The following is a 17,437-nucleotide window of genomic DNA, read 5'->3' as shown; positions in this document are numbered from 1 at the left end:
CGACCCATCCGGACGTTAGTCCCACCGTCCGGGTTCTGGTACCGCATTGCACTATTGTGACGCGGGAATCACCCAAAAAATTAACCCTTTTGGCCTTCCGGCATCTAAAAACTGCTTTTCAATGCTGCCATCAATCGATTGATGATGCCCGCATTCTTTGGCCGGTACACGTCCTGCGACATCATCGGCAGATCGCGCAGGTCGACCGGGTCCGAAGCAGCATACAGAACCAGACCCGCAAGCGTCGCGAAAGCGGGCCCCGAATGCGCATCGGGCAACCCGTGCAGCCCGCGCGGCCGACCGACGCGCGCTGCGCGACCGAGCGCGACCTGCGTATATTCGGCGATGCCCTTCAGATCCGCGCCGCCGCCGACCAGCACAACCTGGCGCCCGATCGGCCCGACGAAATGCAGGTCTTTCAACGTTCTACCGATCTCTCCCATCATTGCATCGAGACGCTGGCGGATCACGGTGACCAGCTGCGCCCGCGTGATGCGCGGAGAATCGCTGCCCGAGGGCGCGCCCGGATCGAGTTCGATGATATCGTTGTTGTCGCGCGGGCTGGCGGACGCCGAGCCGTAAAAGCTCTGGAGCCGCTGCGCCTGGCTGCGGCGAATGCCAAAGGCCGAGGCGATATCGTCGGTGATGTCGCTCGCGCCGAACGGCAGCGACGCCATCTCGACGAGCATGCCGCCCGCATAGAGCGAGACCGTGGTGACCGCGGCGCCCAGCTCGACCAGCGCGACACCCAGATCGCGCTCTTCGTCCGACAGACAGGCAAGGCCAGCCGCGATCGGCGAGGCGACCACGGCGTTGACGTCCAGATGCGCCTGCCGGACCGCCGCTTCGAGGTTTCGCACCGGCGCGCCGTCGGCCATGATGATGTGGATGTCGACGCCGAGCCGGTCGGCGTGAAGACCGATCGGATTCTTAACTCCGTTGAGCCCGTCGAGTGTGTAGAGCGCCGGCTGTGCGTGCAGGATCATCCGGCCTTCGGGGTCGATGCCGGCGCGGCCCGCGGCCAGCAGGTCGTCGATATCTTCCTGCTCGATCCGGTGGCCGCCGAGTTCACTCTCGATCGGGGCGACGTCGCTCAGCAGTCCGCCCGCCGAAAAACTGACCCACACATCGTCGATGTTGAGGCCGGCGATCCGCTCGGCCTGCTCGATCGCCTCGCGCACGATATGCTCGGTCTGTTCCATGTCGGCGACATAGCCGCGCTGCACGCCGCGGCTTTCGCGCTGGCCGGTACCCAGAACATGGAGCTGCCCGTCGGCGGTCTGTCCCGCGATCAGCGCGCACACCTTCCACGATCCGACGTCGAGCGCGGTAATGATCTTTTCGATGCGCGGCGGCGCCATGCCTTATCCCTTCTCCGCCGAGCTGGCGGCAGCGACGGCATCGACCGCGTCGCGCGCATCGTCGAGCTTCGCGGGCGCCACCTGCCCTTCGTGCGGCAAGCGTAGCACGAAACGCGACGGATCGCGCATGTCGAAACGCAGGATACCGCGTCCGAGCAACCGGTTGGCGCCGTCCATATGCGCGAACTTCGCCAGCGCCGCTTTCGCCTCGCGCTCGCCTTCCGGAAGCGACAGCGTTTCGCCGCTGCGAAAGCGCAGATCCCAGCGCCGGTTGCCGACCCATGTCGCGCCGGCGAGCAATTCCTTGAGGCTGCTCGCTTCGGTCAGCAACCGGTCGAGGTCCTGCGCGCGCTGGTTCGCTTTCGGCCCGATGACAAGCGGCAGGTCGGGCATCGTCGCGACGCTGACGGGTTCCAGAACGACACCCTTTTCGTCGATCAGCGACAGCCGGTTGTTGTGCTGCCAGATCGCCGCGGGCGAGCGCTCGACGATGTCGACGACAAGCGTGTCGGGCAGGCGCCGCGACACGCGCGCGTCCTTGATCCAGCCATATTGCATCAGGTCGTGGCGGACGTCCTCCAGGTCGACCGCCGCCATCGAGCGATCCTTCTGCGCGAGGGCGATGTCATAGACTTTCAGCCGGTCGATCCGGTCGGCGCCGACGACCTCGACCTTCTTGACCTGAAAGCCCGCGCGTCCGACCGCCTGCGCATATTCTTCATGCACTTTCGCGGTGACCCCGGTCGCATGCGCGGCGAGCCCGACGATGGCGACGAGGCAAAGCCCGATCGTCCAGTTGGCGACGCGCTGAAGCTGTTGCGGCGAGATCGGCAGCGCGTTGATCACCGCATTGAGGCGCGAGGTCTGCACCCGTTTGCGTTTTCGGGGCGCATGCGTCGTGCGCCGCGGCGGCGATTTGCCGCGCTTGATCTTCGTGCTGCTCATAACGCTTCCCCCACGATGCGTTCGACAAGTTCGGCATAATCCATGCCGATGGCGCGTGCCTGCTCGGGCACCAGGCTGAGCGGCGTCATGCCCGGCTGGGTGTTGACCTCGAGCAGGAAGATTCCCGCGAGCCCCTGTTCGTCATCCCAGCGAAAATCCGATCGCGACGCGCCCTTGCAGCCCAGCAGGCGGTGCGACTGGACCGCCAGATCCTTCATGCGCTGCGCGATATCGTCGGGCACGTCGGCGGGACAGACATGCTCGGTCAACCCGTCGGTATATTTGGCGTCATAGTCGTAGAAGCCCGACTTCACCCGCAGCTCGGTCACCCCGAGCGCTTCGTCGCCGAGCACGGCGACGGTCAGTTCGCGTCCCTTGATGAAAGGCTCGGCCAGCAGGCGATCGAACTCCTGCCAGGGGCCGACCGCTGCTCGCGCAATCGGGTTGCCATAATTGCTGTCGTCCTTGACGATCGCGACGCCCACGGACGATCCCTCGTTGACGGGTTTCAGCACATAGGGGCGCGGCAAGGGATCGCCGGAATACAGGCTTTCGCTGTCGACCATCGTCCCCGTCGGCATGGGCACACCATGTGGCACAAGCGCCTGCTTCGTCAATTCCTTGTCGATCGCGATCACCGACGTGACGAGCCCGCTGTGCGTATATCTGAGGCCCATAAGGTCGAGCATGCCCTGCACCGTTCCGTCCTCGCCGGGGACGCCGTGGAGCGCGTTGAACACGACGTCGGGTTTCGCTTCGGCAAGCCGCTGCGCGACGTTGCGATCCATGTCGATGCGGGTGACCTTGTGGCCACGGCTCTCGAGCGCGTCGGCAACGCCATGGCCGCTCATCAGCGACACCTCGCGCTCGGCCGACCAGCCGCCCATCAGGACGGCGACATGCCACGGACCCCGGCTCACTTCGCCACTCCCACGTGCTTCTCCTCTGGCGCTCCGGCAAACATGCCGACGCGCTTATCCTCTGGCGCTCCGGCAAACATGCCGACGCGCTGTATCTCCCATTGCAATTCGACACCGCTCTTTGCTTTGACGCGGCGGCGGACTTCTTCGCCGAGCGCTTCGATGTCGGCGCTCGTCGCCTCGCCTGTGTTGATCAGGAAATTGGTGTGCTTCTCGCTGACCTGCGCGCCGCCGACCATGAAGCCGCGGCATCCGGCTTCGTCGACAAGCTGCCACGCCTTGTGCCCGTCGGGGTTCTTGAACGTCGAACCGCCGGTTTTCGAACGCAGCGGCTGCGACGCTTCGCGGCTCGCCGAAATGCGGTCCATTTCGGCCTGGATTGCGGCGGCCTCGCCGGGCTTGCCGCGAAAGGTCGCGCCGATCACGACCGCGCCCTCGGGCAATTCGCTGTGGCGATAGGTATAGCCGAGGTTGGCGAGCGGCAGCGTCCTCTGCTCGCCCGAACGCAACACGACGTCGCACTCGATCAGGATGTCCTTGACCTCGCCGCCATAGGCGCCGCCGTTCATGCGGACGAAGCCGCCGACGGTGCCGGGGATCGAGCGGAGAAATTCCATGCCCGCGATCCCTGCGTCGCGCGCGGTCGACGAGACGAGAATGCCCGACGCGCCGCCGCCGCAGCGCAGCGTTATCGCGTCGATCGCGTCGACCTTCGCAAAAGCTTTCCCCAGCCGCACGACGACGCCCGGAAAGCCGCCGTCGCGAACGATCAGGTTCGACCCGAGACCAAGCGCCATCACCGGAACCGCGGGATCGAGGTTGCGCAGGAAATCGGCGAGATCGTCGGCGTCCTTCGGCTCGAACAGCCAGTCGGCGGGGCCGCCCGACTTGAACCAGACGAGCGGCGCGAGCGAGGCGTTGGCCGTCAGCTTGCCACGAACGGTGGGAAGCGTTGCGGTGGTCATCTGCCACAGCCCATTCTGTTTCCGTCACCCTGAACTTGTGTCAGGGTCCATGGCCGGACGTCGAAACTCACCCCGCGTTCAACGCGAGAGCAGACCATGGATGCTGAAACCGGTTCAGCATGACGAGGGATGGAAAGGTTCATTTCTGCCCCTCCACCGCCGCGGCCAATCCCGCCGCCATCTTGGTGATATCCCCCGCGCCGAGGCAGATGATCATGTCGCCCGCGCCCAGATCGCCCGCTTCGATGCTTGCGGCGATGGCCGCGGCAAGCGCGCTTGCATCGGCGACGGTCGAGGCGTGGCGATGCCCGCGGTCGCGCAGCCCCGCGACCAGCGAATCGGATGACACGCCCTCGATCGCACTTTCACCGGCCGCATAAACCGGCAGCGCTAGGACGATATCGGCGTCGTTAAAGGCTTGCTGAAAATCATCCATATGATCGCGCAGCCGCGTAAACCGGTGCGGCTGGACCACACCGACGACGCGCCCCGCGCCAACGCCCTCGCGCGCCGCCGACAGCACGGCGCGAATTTCGACCGGATGGTGCGCATAATCGTCGATCACGGTCACGACGCCACCTCCCGCCTTGGCCCCCGCCGCGATCTCGCCGACCTTGGTAAAGCGGCGTTTGACCCCGGCAAAGCCGTTGAAGCCCGTCGCCACTTTCTCGTCCGGCACGCCCATGTGCAGCGCGACGGCGATCGCCGCGAGCGCATTCTGGACGTTGTGGCGGCCCGACATCGGCAGGTGGATGCCCTCGATTGTCCGGCTGTTGCCATCGCGGTCGCGCACGACGACGTCGAAGCGGTTGCCGCCGGGACCCGGCGTCACATTCGTCCCGCGCACGTCGGCCTGCGCCGAAAAGCCATAGGTCACGATCCGCCGGTCGCGGATGCGCGGGATGATCGCCTGCACTTCGGGATGGTCGAGGCACAGCATCGCCGCCCCATAGAAGGGCACATTCTCGATGAACTCGACAAACGCGTCCTTGATCGCGTCGAAACTGCCATAATGGTCAAGATGTTCGGGATCGATGTTGGTGACCACCGCGATCGTGCCGTCGAGGCGCAGGAAGCTGCCGTCGCTCTCGTCGGCCTCTACCACCATCCAGTCGCTGGCGCCCAGGCGCGCGTTCGAACCATAATTGTTGATGATCCCGCCGTTGATCACGGTCGGGTCGATCCCGCCCGCGTCGAGCAGCGCCGCGACCAGGCTGGTCGTCGTCGTCTTGCCGTGCGTACCGGCGATCGCGACGGTCGATTTGAGCCGCATCAGCTCGGCAAGCATTTCGGCGCGGCGGACGATCGGGATGCGGTGCGCGAGGGCAGCCTCGACCTCGGGATTGCCGCGCTTGACCGCCGTCGAGGTGACGACGACCGCGACGCCGTCGACGTTCGACGCCTCATGACCGATCGCGACCTTGATCCCGCGCTTGCGTAACCCTTCGACGACATAGCCGTCGGCGATATCGCTGCCCTGCACCTGATAACCCAGATTGTGCATCACCTCGGCGATCCCCGACATCCCGATGCCGCCGATGCCGATGAAGTGGATCGTGCCGATGTCGGTCGCAACGCCGCGCATCAGCGCTCTCCCGAACGGGTGGCGGCGATACCGCCGGCAACCGACGCGCTGCGCGACGGCGCCCCGACCCGGATCACGTCCATCATCGGCGGCGCAGCAAGCGATTCGACCAGATCGGCAAGGTCGCGCGTCGCATAGGGCAGTCCGCAGGCCGCCGCACGATTGGCCGCTTCTTCGAGCGCGCCGGGTTCCAGCGCCATGCGCTGGATATGCTTGGCGACTTCGGCGGCCGTGAAGTCGGGCTGTTGAAACGAAATCGCGCCGCCCGCCTCGACCAGATCGACGACATTATAGGTCTGGTGATTGTCCATCGCATGCGGATAGGGAACGAAGATCGCGGGCCGTCCGGCGCAGGCAAGCTCGGCAACGGTCGAGGCGCCCGCACGCGCGATGACCAGATGCGCCCAGCGCAACCGCTCGGGGAAATCCTTGATATAGGGGGCGCATTCGGCGGCGACGCCCAGCTCGGCATATTTGGCGCGCACGGTCTCGACATCATCCTCGCGGCATTGCTGCACGACCTGCAACCGGTCGAGCAAGGCGCGCGGCAGCATCGCGACCGCAGCGGGAACGACGTCGCTGAGCACCGTGGCGCCCAAACTTCCCCCGACCACGAGCAGGCGAAAGATGCCGTCTTCGGGCAGCGGCGGAAAGCCGTCGTCACGGATTGCGATAATCTCTTCGCGCACCGGATTGCCGGTGAGGTGCTTTTTCAGTTCATGCCCGGCCGGATAGCGCTGGATGTGTTGATAGGCGACCGCGACCGCATCGACGCGCGGCGCCATCAGCCGGTTGACGCGGCCAAGCACGGCATTCTGTTCGTGGATCACGCGCGGCCGCTTCGTCGCACCCGCGGCGAGCAGACTGGGAAGCGAGGGATAGCCGCCGAATCCGACGACGACGGCAGGATCGAACTCGTCGATCAGGTCGATCGCCATGCGGCGGCCCTTGCGGATCGCCAGCGCGGCCCTGATCCAGCCGATCGGCCCGCCCGAGACGCGGCCCGCGGGGAGCACATGGGTTTGGAGGTCGCCCGGCGCACCCGGAATCTTCAGCCCGCGATCGTCGCTGACCAGCGCGACACGGTGGCCGCGCGTGATCAATTCGCCTGCCAGAGCATAGGCAGGCAGCATATGCCCCCCTGTCCCGCCGGCAGCGAGAAGGAAGTGACGCGTCGCGGTCATTTTCGGGCGCTCATTTCTTGTTCCAGTTTCCTGTCATCGACACCCGCGCCGCATAGGGGTTCCGGCGGGTCAGCGACAAGAGCAAACCCATGCCGATCGACAGAGCGATGAACGACGAGCCGCCATAGCTGATGAAGGGCAAGGTCATGCCCTTCGACGGGAACAGCTGCGTGTTCACCGCCATATTGATCGTCGCCTGCCCGCCGAACTGGGCAATCAGGCCTGCGACGGCAAGGATCAGGAAACTGTCCTCCTCGTCGAGCAGACGGACCAGGACGCGGACGATGATCGCCAGGAACAGGACCGCGATGGCGATACAGGCGATGATCCCGAACTCCTCGCCAATGACCGAAAAAATATAGTCGGTATGCGCCTCGGGCAGCTTGAATTTGGCAAGCCCGGCGCCGGGACCGGTCCCGATCAGCCCGCCAGCGGTGATCGTCGCGTGCGCCTTGTCTTCCTGAAAGCTGTCGCCTTCGCCGAACAGCCAGCTGTTGATGCGCTGGTGCGCGACCGAATAGGTGAAATAGGCGACGACGATGCCCGCCAGGCCGCTGGCCGCGAGGACGCCGATGATGCGCATCGACAGTCCGGCGATCATCACCAGCACGAGCCAGGTCCCGATGAAGATGATCGTCTGCCCAAGGTCGGGCTGGCCCATCAGCAACACGCCGATCACGCCGGTCAGGACAAAGGTCAGCGGTACGACGGGCAAGCTCTGGTCATGAAGGCGGAGCGACAGGATCCAGGCGAGCGCGACCGCAAAGAACGGTTTCAGAAACTCCGACGGCTGCAGGCGAAAGACGCCGCTGCCGATCCAGCGCTGCGCGCCGTTCACGGTGGTGCCGACCAGCGGCACCAGGAACAGCAGCGCAAGAAAGGCTATGGTGCCATAGATGGCGAACCGCCGCGCCTGCGCTTTCGGCAGCATGGAGACCGCAAGCATGACCGGGACGCCGACCATCACCCACATGAGCTGGCGATAGAAATAATACAGCGGGTCGAGCGAGGCGGTCGCGGTCGAAAGCTTCTGTGCCGCGACGGGCGAGGCCGCCGCAACCGCAACAAGACCCGTCGCGATCAGCATCGAGACGAGTAGCAGCAGCACGCGGTCGATTTCCCAGAACCACAGGCCGAGCGGTGTGCGGTCGGCGCGGCTGAGGCGCGGCCCGCGCCGCTTGACCGTCCGCGTCGTCGCCGCGATCACCGGCCGTTCGGTTGCGTCCATGTTGTCGGTTCCCCCACCCATATCGTCATTCATGCCCCAGCGCCTGAACCAGCTCGCGGAACATGTTCCCCCGCTGCTCATAATCCTTGAACTGGTCGAACGACGCGCACGCCGGCGACAGCAGCACGATATCGCCCGGCTCTGCCGCAGCCGCCGCCTGCTTGACCGCCGCGGCCATATCGCCCGACCGCTCGACCGGAATCGCTTCGCCGATCTCCGCGGCGAAACTCTCCATCGCTTCGCCGATCAGATAGGCGCGCTTGACGTTCGAAAACCAAGGGCGACAGGCGGATAGCCCGTCACCCTTGGCCTGCCCCCCGGCAATCCAGTGAAGACGCTGGTCCGGCGCCGGCGGAAAGGCCGCCAGCGCCGGTGCAGCGGAAGCCGCGTTGGTAGCCTTGCTGTCGTTGAACCAGCGGACCCCCCCGACTTCGCCGACCAATTCCATCCGGTGCGGGAGCGATTTATAGGTCGCGAGCCCCCGCTCGATCTGTTCGTCGTTCAGCCCGAGCACGCGGCACACGGCGATCGCGCAGACGGCGTTCTGCGCATTGTGCGGTCCCTGCAAGGCGGGCCAGCGTGCCTGGTCGGCGGGATCGATATCCTTTGCCGATACGCGGTGAAGCCGATGATTGATGCGCCCCGCGATCATCTTCGAAGGATCATCGTCGACCGCAACGATCGCGACCTGATCACGATGCTGGAGCGAAAAGAGCCGAGCCTTCGACGCGGCATATCCGGCAAAGCCGTCATAGCGGTCGAGATGGTCGGGCGTCAGGTTGGTGAGGACCGCGATGTCGCAGGCCAGGCTGTGCGAGAGATCGATCTGGTAGCTCGACAGTTCGAGCACATAGACGCCGACGCCGTTTTCATTTGGCGTCAGCGGATCGCGGGTCAGGATCGGCAGCCCGATATTGCCGCCCATCAGCGTCGGCACGCCCGCACTCTCCAGCATATGGGTCACCAGCGCGGTGACCGTCGACTTGCCGTTGGTCCCCGTGATGCCGACGACCTTGTGCGGCGGCAACTGGTCGCGCGCTTCCGCGAACAGCTCGACATCGCCGATGATCGGCACATGCGCCTCGCGCGCATGCGCCGCAATCGGGTGGCGGTTGAGCGGCACGCCCGGCGACACCACGACGCCGGCAAATCCGATCAGGTCGATGTGTAGCGGGTCGCCGATGTCGGCGTTCAGCGCCATCGCCTCGTCGCGCGCGTCCTCGCGATCGTCCCACGCCGTGACGCCCGCGCCGCTGGCACCCAGCGCCTCGACGGTCGCGAGGCCCGAGCGCGCCAGTCCCAGCACCGCATAGCGGCGACCGGCAAAGGCGCGCGAGGTGATCACCGGAGCTTGAGCGTCGCGAGTCCCGCGAGCGCGAGGACGATCGAGACGATCCAGAAGCGGATGACCACGGTCGATTCGGGCCAGCCCAGTTGTTCGAAATGGTGGTGGATCGGCGCCATGCGAAACACGCGCCTGCCGGTGCGCTTGTACCAGAAGACCTGGATGATCACCGACAGCGCCTCGACCACGAACAGGCCGCCGATGATGACCAGAACCAGCTCGTGCTGGGCCGTGACCGCGATCGTTGCGAGCGCGCCGCCGAGCGCGAGGCTGCCCGTGTCGCCCATGAAGACGGCGGCGGGCGGCGCATTGAACCACAGGAACGCCAGACAGGCGCCGATGATCGCCGCCGCAAAGATCGCCAGCTCGCCGGCTCCGGGCACATGGGGAATGCCCAGATAGCCCGCGAATTTCACGTTGCCCGACAGATAGACGATGACGAGGAAGGCCAGGCTCGCGATGATCACCGGAAAGGTCGCGAGGCCGTCGAGGCCGTCGGTCAGGTTCACCGCATTGCCGAAACCGACGATCAGCACCATCGCAAAGACATAATAGAGCGGCCCGAGCTCGATGACGACGTCGCTGAAAAAGGGCAGATACAGGTCGGTCCCTGTCCGCGAGACGATCAGGAACACCGCGACGCCGGCGATCAGGAACTCGATCAGCAGGCGCACGCGCCCCGGAATTCCGCGGTGGCTTGCCTTGGTCACCTTGTCGAGATCGTCGAGAAAGCCGACCGCGGCGAACCCGCCGGTCACGAACAGGCACGCCCACACGAAGCGGTTCGACAGGTCCATCCACAGCAAGGCGGAGATCATCAGAGAAATCAGGATCATAAGCCCACCCATCGTAGGCGTGCCCTTTTTCGCGAGATGGGTCTGCGGGCCGTCGTCGCGGATCGGCTGGCCCTTCCCTTGTCGCATGCGCAGCATCAGGATGAAGCGCGGCCCGATCCACAGGCCGATGATCAGCGCGGTCGCAACCGCCGCGCCCGAACGGAAGCTCAGATAGCGAATGAGGTTGAGCGCCCCCGGAAAGCCAAGCCATTCCGCCAGCCAGTACAGCATCAAAATTCCCCGTTGGTCAGCGCCGTCACGACATGCGACAGGCCGACGCTGTTAGAGCCCTTCACCAGCACGGCATCGCCCGGCCGGATCAGGTGCTTCAGCCGCGCTACCGCGGCCGAGTGGGCGGGCACATGCTCGAAATCGATCCGCCCCTCAAGCGCTTTGGCAAGCGGCGTCATCTCTTCGCCGACGAGCAGGGCAAAGTGCACTCCGGCTGCGACGAGCGGAGCGGCGAGGCCTGCGTGATAGGCTTCGCTGCCCGGGCCGAGTTCCTTCATCGCGCCAAGAATCGCAACTTTGCGCTCGGCGGATTCGGTTCCGAACTGGTCGATCGTTACTGCCATCGACGCCGGGTTGGCGTTGTAGCTTTCGTCGATGACGACGACGCGGCCACCGGACATTTCGACACGGTAACGCGCGCCGCGACCGACAAGGCCGCCCATCTCGGCAAAGGCCAGCCCTGCGGCAGGGAGATCGCCGCCAACGGCTTTCACGGCGGCGAGCACGGCCATCGCGTTCGACACCCAGTGCGCACCCGCCTGCGCGATCGTGAAGCAGAGGAGCGCATCCTGCACTTGCGCCGTGACCAGCGAACCGCCCTGCCCGTCGGACAACCAGTCGACGGCGCGGACATCGGCGCCTTCGCCGAGCCCGAAGCTGACGACGTGGCCCGCGTGTTTTTCGGCCTTGGCACGCAGTCGCGCATAATGCGGGCTGTCGAACGGGACGATCGCGGTACCGCCAGGTTCGAGCCCTTCGAAAATCTCGCCTTTCGCATCGGCGATCGCTTCCTCGCTGCCGAAATATTCCATATGCGCGGGAGCGATGGTGGTGACGATCGCGACGTGCGGACGGACCATGCGCGTGAGCGCTGCCAACTCGCCGGCGTGATTCATTCCCATCTCGAACACACCGAAATCGGCCGTCGAAGGCATGCGCGCGAGGCTCAAGGGCACACCGACGTGGTTGTTGTAGCTTTTGACCGAGCGGTGCGCCTTGCCGGGGCGAAAGCGGTCGAGCGCCGCGAACAGCGCCTCCTTCGTCCCCGTCTTCCCCGCCGACCCGGTGACGCCGATGATCCGGCCGTGGCTGCGCGCCCGCGATGCGGTGCCAAGGGCATTCAGCGCCGTGACGCTGTCGGCAACGCGAATATGCGGATGGTCGATCGCGCTTTCGCAGACGATCCCGGCGGCTCCCGCGTCGATCGCCTTGGCGATGAATTTGTGGCCGTCGGTTTCCTCGCCCTTCATCGCAATGAAAAGGTCGCCCGCCGCCAGCTCGCGCGAGTCGAATGCGACGCCGGTCACCGTGAAGTCGGTGCTGGCGATGCCGCCGGTGGCCGAAGCGATGGCGCGCGCGGTCCAGAGTGGGGTCATGCGGCCTCCTCGCGCGCGACCGCGACGTCGTCGAACGGGATCACGCGCAGATCGTCGCCGCGGCCGATGATCTGGCCCTGTTCATGGCCTTTGCCGGCGATACAAATGATGTCGTCGGCGTGCGCCTCGGCAATCGCCGCAGCAATGGCAGCCCGGCGGTCCCCGATGATCTGCGCGCCGGGAGCCCCTTCCGCAATCGCGGCGCGGACGAGCGCCGGGTCTTCGCCGCGCGGATTGTCGTCGGTGATGATCAGGACGTCGGCCTTGCCCGCAGCGACCTTTCCCATTTCGGGGCGCTTGGCCTGATCGCGGTCGCCGCCCGCGCCGAAAACAAGGATCAGCCGCCCGCTCGCATGCGGGCGCAGCGCGTCGAGCGCTGCTTCGATCGCGTCGGGTGTGTGCGCATAATCGACATAGACTGGCGCGCCCGCCCTGGTGATCGCCGCGCGTTCGAGGCGACCGCGCACCGGCTGCAATCGTGCCAGATTGGCGAGCGTCAGGGCCGCATCGCCGCCGGTCGCGATCACCAGCCCGGCCGACACGAGCGCATTGGCGACCTGATAGGCGCCGATCAGCGGCAGATTGACCTTCTGCGTCAGGTCACCCGCCGCGATGACGAGCGACTGGCCGAGCTGCGTCGGCTCGCGCGAAACGAGCCGCAGCGCTTCACCCTTGGTGCCGACGGTCAGCATGCGGACCCCGCGCGCCGACACCTTGTCGATGACGGCCGCCGAATATTCGTCATCGGCCCAGACGACCGCCGCGCCGTCCTGGTCCACGACTTCGGTGAACAGGCGCAACTTGGCGTCGAGATACGCTGCCATCGTGCCGTGATAGTCGAGATGGTCGTGACTGAGGTTGGTGAAGGCGGCCGCTTTCACCTTGAGCCCTTCGGTCCGATATTGATCGAGCCCATGGCTCGACGCTTCGAACGCAGCGTGGGTGACGCCCTCGATGGCAAGCCCGGCCATGTTCGACAGGAATGTGACGACGTCGGGCGTCGTCAGCCCCGTCGATGCGCTGTCGAGCGACGTCGTAATGCCGAGCGTGCCGATCGACGCGGCGTTGAACCCCGCCATCCGCCAGAGCTGGCGCGTCATCTCGACGGTCGAAGTCTTGCCGTTGGTGCCCGTGACGGCGACGCAGGTTGCGGGAAAGCGATGAAAAAAGCGCGCCGCGATATGGGCAAAGGCGCGGCGCGGATTGGCATCGGCGATATGCACCGCGCCTTCCACTTTCACCACGGGCCGTGCGACGACCGCGATCGCGCCGGCGTCGATGGCCGCGGCAATGAAATCCTCGCCGTTGAATTTTTCGCCGGCAAAGGCGCCGAAGACAGTTCCAGGCGCCACCTTGCGATGGTCGATCGCAAGCCCGGTCACCACCGGGTCCGTTCCCGCCGGCTCTTGATTGTCGAGCAGCGCGGAGAGACGCATTATTCCGCTTCCTCGTTTCTCCGCAGCAGAGGGGTGAGTTCGGATACGTCGACATCGCGGGTTTCGTCGGGGAAAACGCCCAGCATCGGCCCCGCACGCATCACGATCTTCCGCACGACAGGCGCCGCCGTCCACCCGGCAGTCCGCTGGCCCGAGCTATAGGCGTTGCCTTTGGGTTCATCGATCATTGCGACGATGACGTAGCGCGGATTGTCCATCGGAAAGGCTGCGGCAAACGTCGCGACGACCGAGCTACGACGGTAGCCGCCGATCCCCGGCTTTTCGGCCGAGCCCGTCTTGCCGCCGACGCGGAAGCCCGGTGCGTCTGCCTGTTTGCCGGTGCCGTCCATGACGATCAGACGCAGCAGCTGGCGCATGCGCGCGCTGGTCGACGCCTTGAAGACACGGCGTCCCTGCGGCGGCGCCTTGTCGCCGAGCTTGACGAGCGTCGCGGGGCGCCAGAGACCGCCATTGACGAGCGCGGCATAGGCACTTGCAAGGTGCAACGGCGTCACTGCGATGCCGTGGCCATAGGCCGTCGTCATCGTGGTCAACCGGCCCCAATCCTTGGGCCAGAGCGGAAAGGCACGTTCCTTGAGCTCGATTTCGGGGCGCTTGTTGAATTCGAGGCTGCGAAACAGCGTCTCCATCTTTTCGCGGCCGAGCTCGTCGGCGATACGTGCGGTCGCGATGTTCGAGCTCTGGATCAGCGTTTCGGGCACATTGTACCAGCGCCCCGGATGGCTGTCGCGAATGCGGAAGCCCGCGATTGCAAGCGGCGCGCTGGCATCGTAGCGGCGCGCCATGTTGGTCACGACGCCATCGTCGATCGCGGCGCCGATCGAAAGCGGTTTGAAGGTCGAACCGAGTTCGTACAGATTGTAGCTCACGGCGTTGCGGCGCGCCGCGGCATCGGCGGCGACCAGTTTGTTCGGATTATAGGTCGGCAACGATGCCATCGCCAGCACCTCGCCCGTGTGTACGTCGAGAATGATGCCCGCTCCCCCGATCGCCTCGAGGTTGGTGACGGCGTTGCCGAGTTCGCTTTCAAGCACGCCCTGCACGCGCGCGTCGATCGACAGCGCAAGCGGCTGGCCGCGCGTCGCCTTGTCGGTGAGCTGCTTGTCAAACGAGCCTTCGACGCCCGTTACGCCATGCCCTGCCGCATCGGTAAATCCGAGCACATGCGCGGCGAGCGAGATCTGCGGATAGAGGCGCTCTTTCTCGCGCGGGAAATCGAAACCGATATCGCCGATCGCGTTTACCGCTGCGACCTGATCGGGCAACGCGCGGCGACGGATATAAGTGGGCTTCGAACCCGACAATTTCGCAACAAATTCTTCGCGCGGCGTGTCGGGGAAGATTTTGACCAGCTCGTCAGCCAGATACTGCCGATTGTTGAGCAGTTTCGTCGGCACCACGCGGATCGAATAACCGTCGATCGTCCGAGCCAACGGTACGCCGTTGCGATCGACGATATCGGCACGCGCAGGCAGAAACGCCGCCGCGCCATTGCCATTCCCCGAGGACGTGTCGAACAGGGCAAAATAGAGCAGCCGAACCGACACGAGGAAAAAGGCCGCCATGAACAGCAGCATCAGCATCATCAGACGCTGCTGCGCGGTCAGCAGTATCTGCTGCCGCACCCCTGCGGTTCGCACCCGGGTCGGACGGACGACCAGCGTGTTCATTGCGCGGACTTGCCCTCCTTGGCTTCACGCGCCGCCGCCTTCTTCAGATCGGCAAGCGTCGATTCGGCGAGAAGCTGGTCCTCGATCATTTTCAGCTGCTCGCGGCGGCGGGTCGGTGCCAGCCGTGGCGCACTATCGCTGCGAACGCCGGTTTCAGCCTGCGCGAGCACGACAGGCTTTGCCGCCGCAGGCTTGCTCGCCACCGGGCTCGCCTTGGGCGCATCAGGCATTGCCACCGGCGAGACCATCGCCATCAGCACCGGCGCGACTTCATTCGCGCCGCGGGCCCGCGGCACGCGGTCGAGCGAAGCGAGCTGCCGCTCGCTCGCCAGATATTGCGACGCCGACGGCGCCGAATAGCCAAAGCTTTCCGCATTCCACTGTTCGAGCTGGCGCATCGAGGCGCGCACCGCGAGTTCAGATTCGAGATAACGGATGTTGCTCTGCGTCCGGTCGATCTGTTTTTCGATGCGCGCGAGTTCGCTGCGCGTCGCCGCGACCTTGAGCGAAACCGGATAGAGCGCCATCGCAAAGATCAGCACGAGCAGGACCAGGCCGATCCCCTGCAACTTGCGAGCAGCCATCAGCATGACATTGCCTCCTTCGTCGAATCGCCGGACCAGGCAGGTGCATCGGTGCGAACGGCGCTGCGTAGCGTCGCCGATCGCGCGCGCGGGTTGCGCGCTTCTTCGGCCTTTCCCGGACGCACCTTGCGCGCCGGGGGCTCGAAAGTTGCGGCCCGCGCCGGAGGGGCGAGCGCGGGCCGGTGGCGCGACCCAGCGGTCTCACCGCCGCTGCGTTCGCGCAGGAAATTCTTCACGATGCGATCTTCGGTGCTGTGAAAGCTCACCACGGCGAGCCGGCCGCCAGGCCGCAGAACGCGTTCTGCGGCGGCAAGCCCGGCGGCGAGTTCGTCGAGCTCGGCATTGATATGGATGCGGATCGCCTGAAAGCTTTTCGTCGACGGATCCTTGGGCGCACCCGGAGGATGGCGAAGCGCCTTGCGGATCACGGTCGCAAGCTCGCCGGTCCTGCTCAGCGGCCGCGCAGCGACGATCGCCCGCGCGACGCGGCGCGACTGACGCTCGTCGCCATAGTGGAAAAGAACGTCGGCGATTTCCACCTCGTCGGCGCGATTGAGCCACTCGGCGGCGCTTTCGCCCTCCTGCGCCATGCGCATGTCGAGCGGGCCGTCCTTCTGAAAGGAAAAGCCGCGCTCGCTCTGGTCGATCTGCATCGACGACACGCCGATGTCGAACGTGATGCCATCGACGGCGTCAATCCCGCGTTCGGCGAGCAGGCGGTCGATCTCGCCGAAGCGGCCGTGGATCAGAGTGAGCTTGCCGTCGGCTTCGGTCACCAGCGCCTGCCCGGAGGCAATCGCGTCGGGATCGCGGTCGCAGGCGACGACGTCGGCGCCCGCAGCAAGCATGGCGCGCGTGTAGCCGCCGGCACCGAAGGTTGCATCGACATGGCGCTGGCCCGGGGCGATGGCGAGAGCGGCGATGACTTCTTCACGGAGGACCGGATCGTGGCGGGGATCGCGGGGAAGGTCGGTCACTTTCGCCCCTTCCCCTTGGCTTCGTCCCAGGCGGACGCGAGCCGGCGAAGCACCGGATCGGCCTCGACGCAATCGGACAGCGTCGGCAGCCACCAAATTTCGAAGCGACGCCCCGAGCCCACGAAAGCGGTCGCGCCGGCATCGCCGACGCGGTCGCGCGCGGTGAAATTGGGAAGGAAGCGACCGCTGTCGTCAAGGGTATAGGCCTCGGTATAGCTGAAGCGCTTCTTGAAGGCTTCGTCTTCGTCGAAATCGAGGTTGCGGGTCAGCGCCGTCTCGCGGTCGCGTTCGATCTCGTCCGACAGACGATCATACTGGTCCTGGCCATAGGCCACGAGGCACGGCAGCTTTTCGTGAAACCCAACCCAAAGCACGCGCTGGCCGTCCGCATTGAGGGGCACATTGTTGCGGAACTGCGAGGGGACAGCGATGCGTCCCTTGCCATCGATCGCGGCGAAGTTGGTACCCGAATAACGGCCGGGCGTCACAATCGCCATCGCTATGCCCCCCGCTTCGCGCCTCCGGGCAATAATTCCCTGCGCCCGGAATCGCAGATTCCGGGCCGAAAGACTCAGGTGGAGATTGCCCCTCTCCGACTCCTGCCTATCAAGAGTCGATCGGGGTGAAAAGGGGAAATTTAGGGCGAGATAGGGTATTTACGCCCCGAATGTCCGAATTTGAGGCGAAATGAGCAGCAAGACGGGTCGGCATTGCCAAAAGACGCCGCAACACCAGAGCGCAGCAACGGGAGTCGAACCCTCACAAGCTTGGGA

15 protein-coding genes are annotated in these 17,437 nt (G+C 65.5%); all 15 read right to left on the bottom strand.

Features of this window, described 5'->3' with window-relative positions; genetic code table 11:
* Positions 1-104: 104 nt before the first annotated feature.
* The gene (ftsA, locus tag ACO055_RS18505; protein WP_422060310.1) at positions 105-1,361 is read right to left on the bottom strand and encodes a cell division protein FtsA; all 1,257 of its coding nucleotides are present in this window, start codon (positions 1,359-1,361) and stop codon (positions 105-107) included.
* 3 nt (positions 1,362-1,364) lie between these two features.
* Entirely contained in the window at positions 1,365-2,306 is a 942-nt protein-coding gene (locus tag ACO055_RS18500; RefSeq protein WP_422060309.1) for a cell division protein FtsQ/DivIB, read from the bottom strand.
* Complete coding sequence (locus ACO055_RS18495; RefSeq protein ID WP_422060308.1) at positions 2,303-3,226, bottom strand: D-alanine--D-alanine ligase; 924 nt, start codon at positions 3,224-3,226, stop codon at positions 2,303-2,305. Before ACO055_RS18495 ends, ACO055_RS18500 begins: the two co-directional genes overlap by 4 nt.
* Positions 3,223-4,191, bottom strand: coding sequence for a UDP-N-acetylmuramate dehydrogenase (gene murB / locus ACO055_RS18490; protein ID WP_422060307.1), 969 nt, complete (start codon positions 4,189-4,191; stop codon positions 3,223-3,225). Before murB ends, ACO055_RS18495 begins: the two co-directional genes overlap by 4 nt.
* 139 nt (positions 4,192-4,330) lie before the next feature.
* On the bottom strand, positions 4,331-5,776 hold the full coding sequence (gene murC / locus ACO055_RS18485; protein WP_422060306.1) for a UDP-N-acetylmuramate--L-alanine ligase: 1,446 nt from the start codon (positions 5,774-5,776) through the stop codon (positions 4,331-4,333).
* Positions 5,776-6,960, bottom strand: a complete 1,185-nt coding sequence (murG, locus tag ACO055_RS18480) for an undecaprenyldiphospho-muramoylpentapeptide beta-N-acetylglucosaminyltransferase (RefSeq protein WP_422060305.1) — start codon at positions 6,958-6,960, stop codon at positions 5,776-5,778. Before murG ends, murC begins: the two co-directional genes overlap by 1 nt.
* A 10-nt stretch (positions 6,961-6,970) precedes the next feature.
* Entirely contained in the window at positions 6,971-8,221 is a 1,251-nt protein-coding gene (locus ACO055_RS18475) for an FtsW/RodA/SpoVE family cell cycle protein (RefSeq protein ID WP_422060304.1), read from the bottom strand.
* A complete protein-coding gene (gene murD, locus ACO055_RS18470; RefSeq protein WP_422060303.1) occupies positions 8,214-9,533 on the bottom strand; it encodes a UDP-N-acetylmuramoyl-L-alanine--D-glutamate ligase in 1,320 nt (439 codons plus the stop codon). Before murD ends, ACO055_RS18475 begins: the two co-directional genes overlap by 8 nt.
* Positions 9,530-10,600 carry a phospho-N-acetylmuramoyl-pentapeptide-transferase gene (mraY, locus tag ACO055_RS18465; protein WP_422060302.1) on the bottom strand — a complete coding sequence of 357 codons (1,071 nt, stop codon included), beginning with the start codon at positions 10,598-10,600 and terminating at the stop codon, positions 9,530-9,532. Before mraY ends, murD begins: the two co-directional genes overlap by 4 nt.
* Positions 10,600-11,976: a UDP-N-acetylmuramoyl-tripeptide--D-alanyl-D-alanine ligase gene (locus ACO055_RS18460; RefSeq protein ID WP_422060301.1), complete on the bottom strand. Its 1,377-nt coding sequence runs from the start codon at positions 11,974-11,976 to the stop codon at positions 10,600-10,602. Before ACO055_RS18460 ends, mraY begins: the two co-directional genes overlap by 1 nt.
* Positions 11,973-13,412 (bottom strand): UDP-N-acetylmuramoyl-L-alanyl-D-glutamate--2,6-diaminopimelate ligase, encoded by a 1,440-nt coding sequence (locus tag ACO055_RS18455; protein WP_422060300.1) that lies wholly within the window; start codon positions 13,410-13,412, stop codon positions 11,973-11,975. The genes ACO055_RS18460 and ACO055_RS18455 overlap by 4 nt, the downstream gene beginning before the upstream one ends.
* A complete protein-coding gene (locus ACO055_RS18450) occupies positions 13,412-15,103 on the bottom strand; it encodes a peptidoglycan D,D-transpeptidase FtsI family protein (protein ID WP_422060299.1) in 1,692 nt (563 codons plus the stop codon). Before ACO055_RS18450 ends, ACO055_RS18455 begins: the two co-directional genes overlap by 1 nt.
* Entirely contained in the window at positions 15,100-15,693 is a 594-nt protein-coding gene (locus tag ACO055_RS18445; protein WP_422060298.1) for a hypothetical protein, read from the bottom strand. The genes ACO055_RS18450 and ACO055_RS18445 overlap by 4 nt, the downstream gene beginning before the upstream one ends.
* Entirely contained in the window at positions 15,687-16,664 is a 978-nt protein-coding gene (gene rsmH, locus ACO055_RS18440) for a 16S rRNA (cytosine(1402)-N(4))-methyltransferase RsmH (RefSeq protein WP_422060297.1), read from the bottom strand. The genes ACO055_RS18445 and rsmH overlap by 7 nt, the downstream gene beginning before the upstream one ends.
* Positions 16,661-17,161 (bottom strand): division/cell wall cluster transcriptional repressor MraZ, encoded by a 501-nt coding sequence (locus ACO055_RS18435; protein ID WP_422060296.1) that lies wholly within the window; start codon positions 17,159-17,161, stop codon positions 16,661-16,663. Before ACO055_RS18435 ends, rsmH begins: the two co-directional genes overlap by 4 nt.
* Positions 17,162-17,437: the final 276 nt, after the last annotated feature.

Origin of the sequence: Sphingopyxis sp., assembly GCF_965227415.1 — a bacterium.
Lineage (GTDB): Bacteria > Pseudomonadota > Alphaproteobacteria > Sphingomonadales > Sphingomonadaceae > Sphingopyxis.
This window is presented reverse-complemented; position numbering and strand designations above follow the sequence as displayed.

Bases quoted from the DNA above. Each gene is read 5' to 3' on its own strand.
- ftsA (WP_422060310.1), bottom strand. From the start codon at position 1,361: ATGGCGCCGCCGCGCATCGAAAAGATCATTACCGCGCTCGACGTCGGA.
- ACO055_RS18500 (WP_422060309.1), bottom strand. From the start codon at position 2,306: ATGAGCAGCACGAAGATCAAGCGCGGCAAATCGCCGCCGCGGCGCACG.
- murB (WP_422060307.1), bottom strand. From the start codon at position 4,191: ATGACCACCGCAACGCTTCCCACCGTTCGTGGCAAGCTGACGGCCAAC.
- murC (WP_422060306.1), bottom strand. From the start codon at position 5,776: ATGCGCGGCGTTGCGACCGACATCGGCACGATCCACTTCATCGGCATC.
- murG (WP_422060305.1), bottom strand. From the start codon at position 6,960: ATGACCGCGACGCGTCACTTCCTTCTCGCTGCCGGCGGGACAGGGGGG.
- ACO055_RS18475 (WP_422060304.1), bottom strand. From the start codon at position 8,221: ATGAATGACGATATGGGTGGGGGAACCGACAACATGGACGCAACCGAA.
- mraY (WP_422060302.1), bottom strand. From the start codon at position 10,600: ATGCTGTACTGGCTGGCGGAATGGCTTGGCTTTCCGGGGGCGCTCAAC.
- ACO055_RS18460 (WP_422060301.1), bottom strand. From the start codon at position 11,976: ATGACCCCACTCTGGACCGCGCGCGCCATCGCTTCGGCCACCGGCGGC.
- ACO055_RS18455 (WP_422060300.1), bottom strand. From the start codon at position 13,412: ATGCGTCTCTCCGCGCTGCTCGACAATCAAGAGCCGGCGGGAACGGAC.
- ACO055_RS18450 (WP_422060299.1), bottom strand. From the start codon at position 15,103: ATGAACACGCTGGTCGTCCGTCCGACCCGGGTGCGAACCGCAGGGGTG.
- ACO055_RS18445 (WP_422060298.1), bottom strand. From the start codon at position 15,693: ATGCTGATGGCTGCTCGCAAGTTGCAGGGGATCGGCCTGGTCCTGCTC.
- ACO055_RS18435 (WP_422060296.1), bottom strand. From the start codon at position 17,161: ATGGCGATTGTGACGCCCGGCCGTTATTCGGGTACCAACTTCGCCGCG.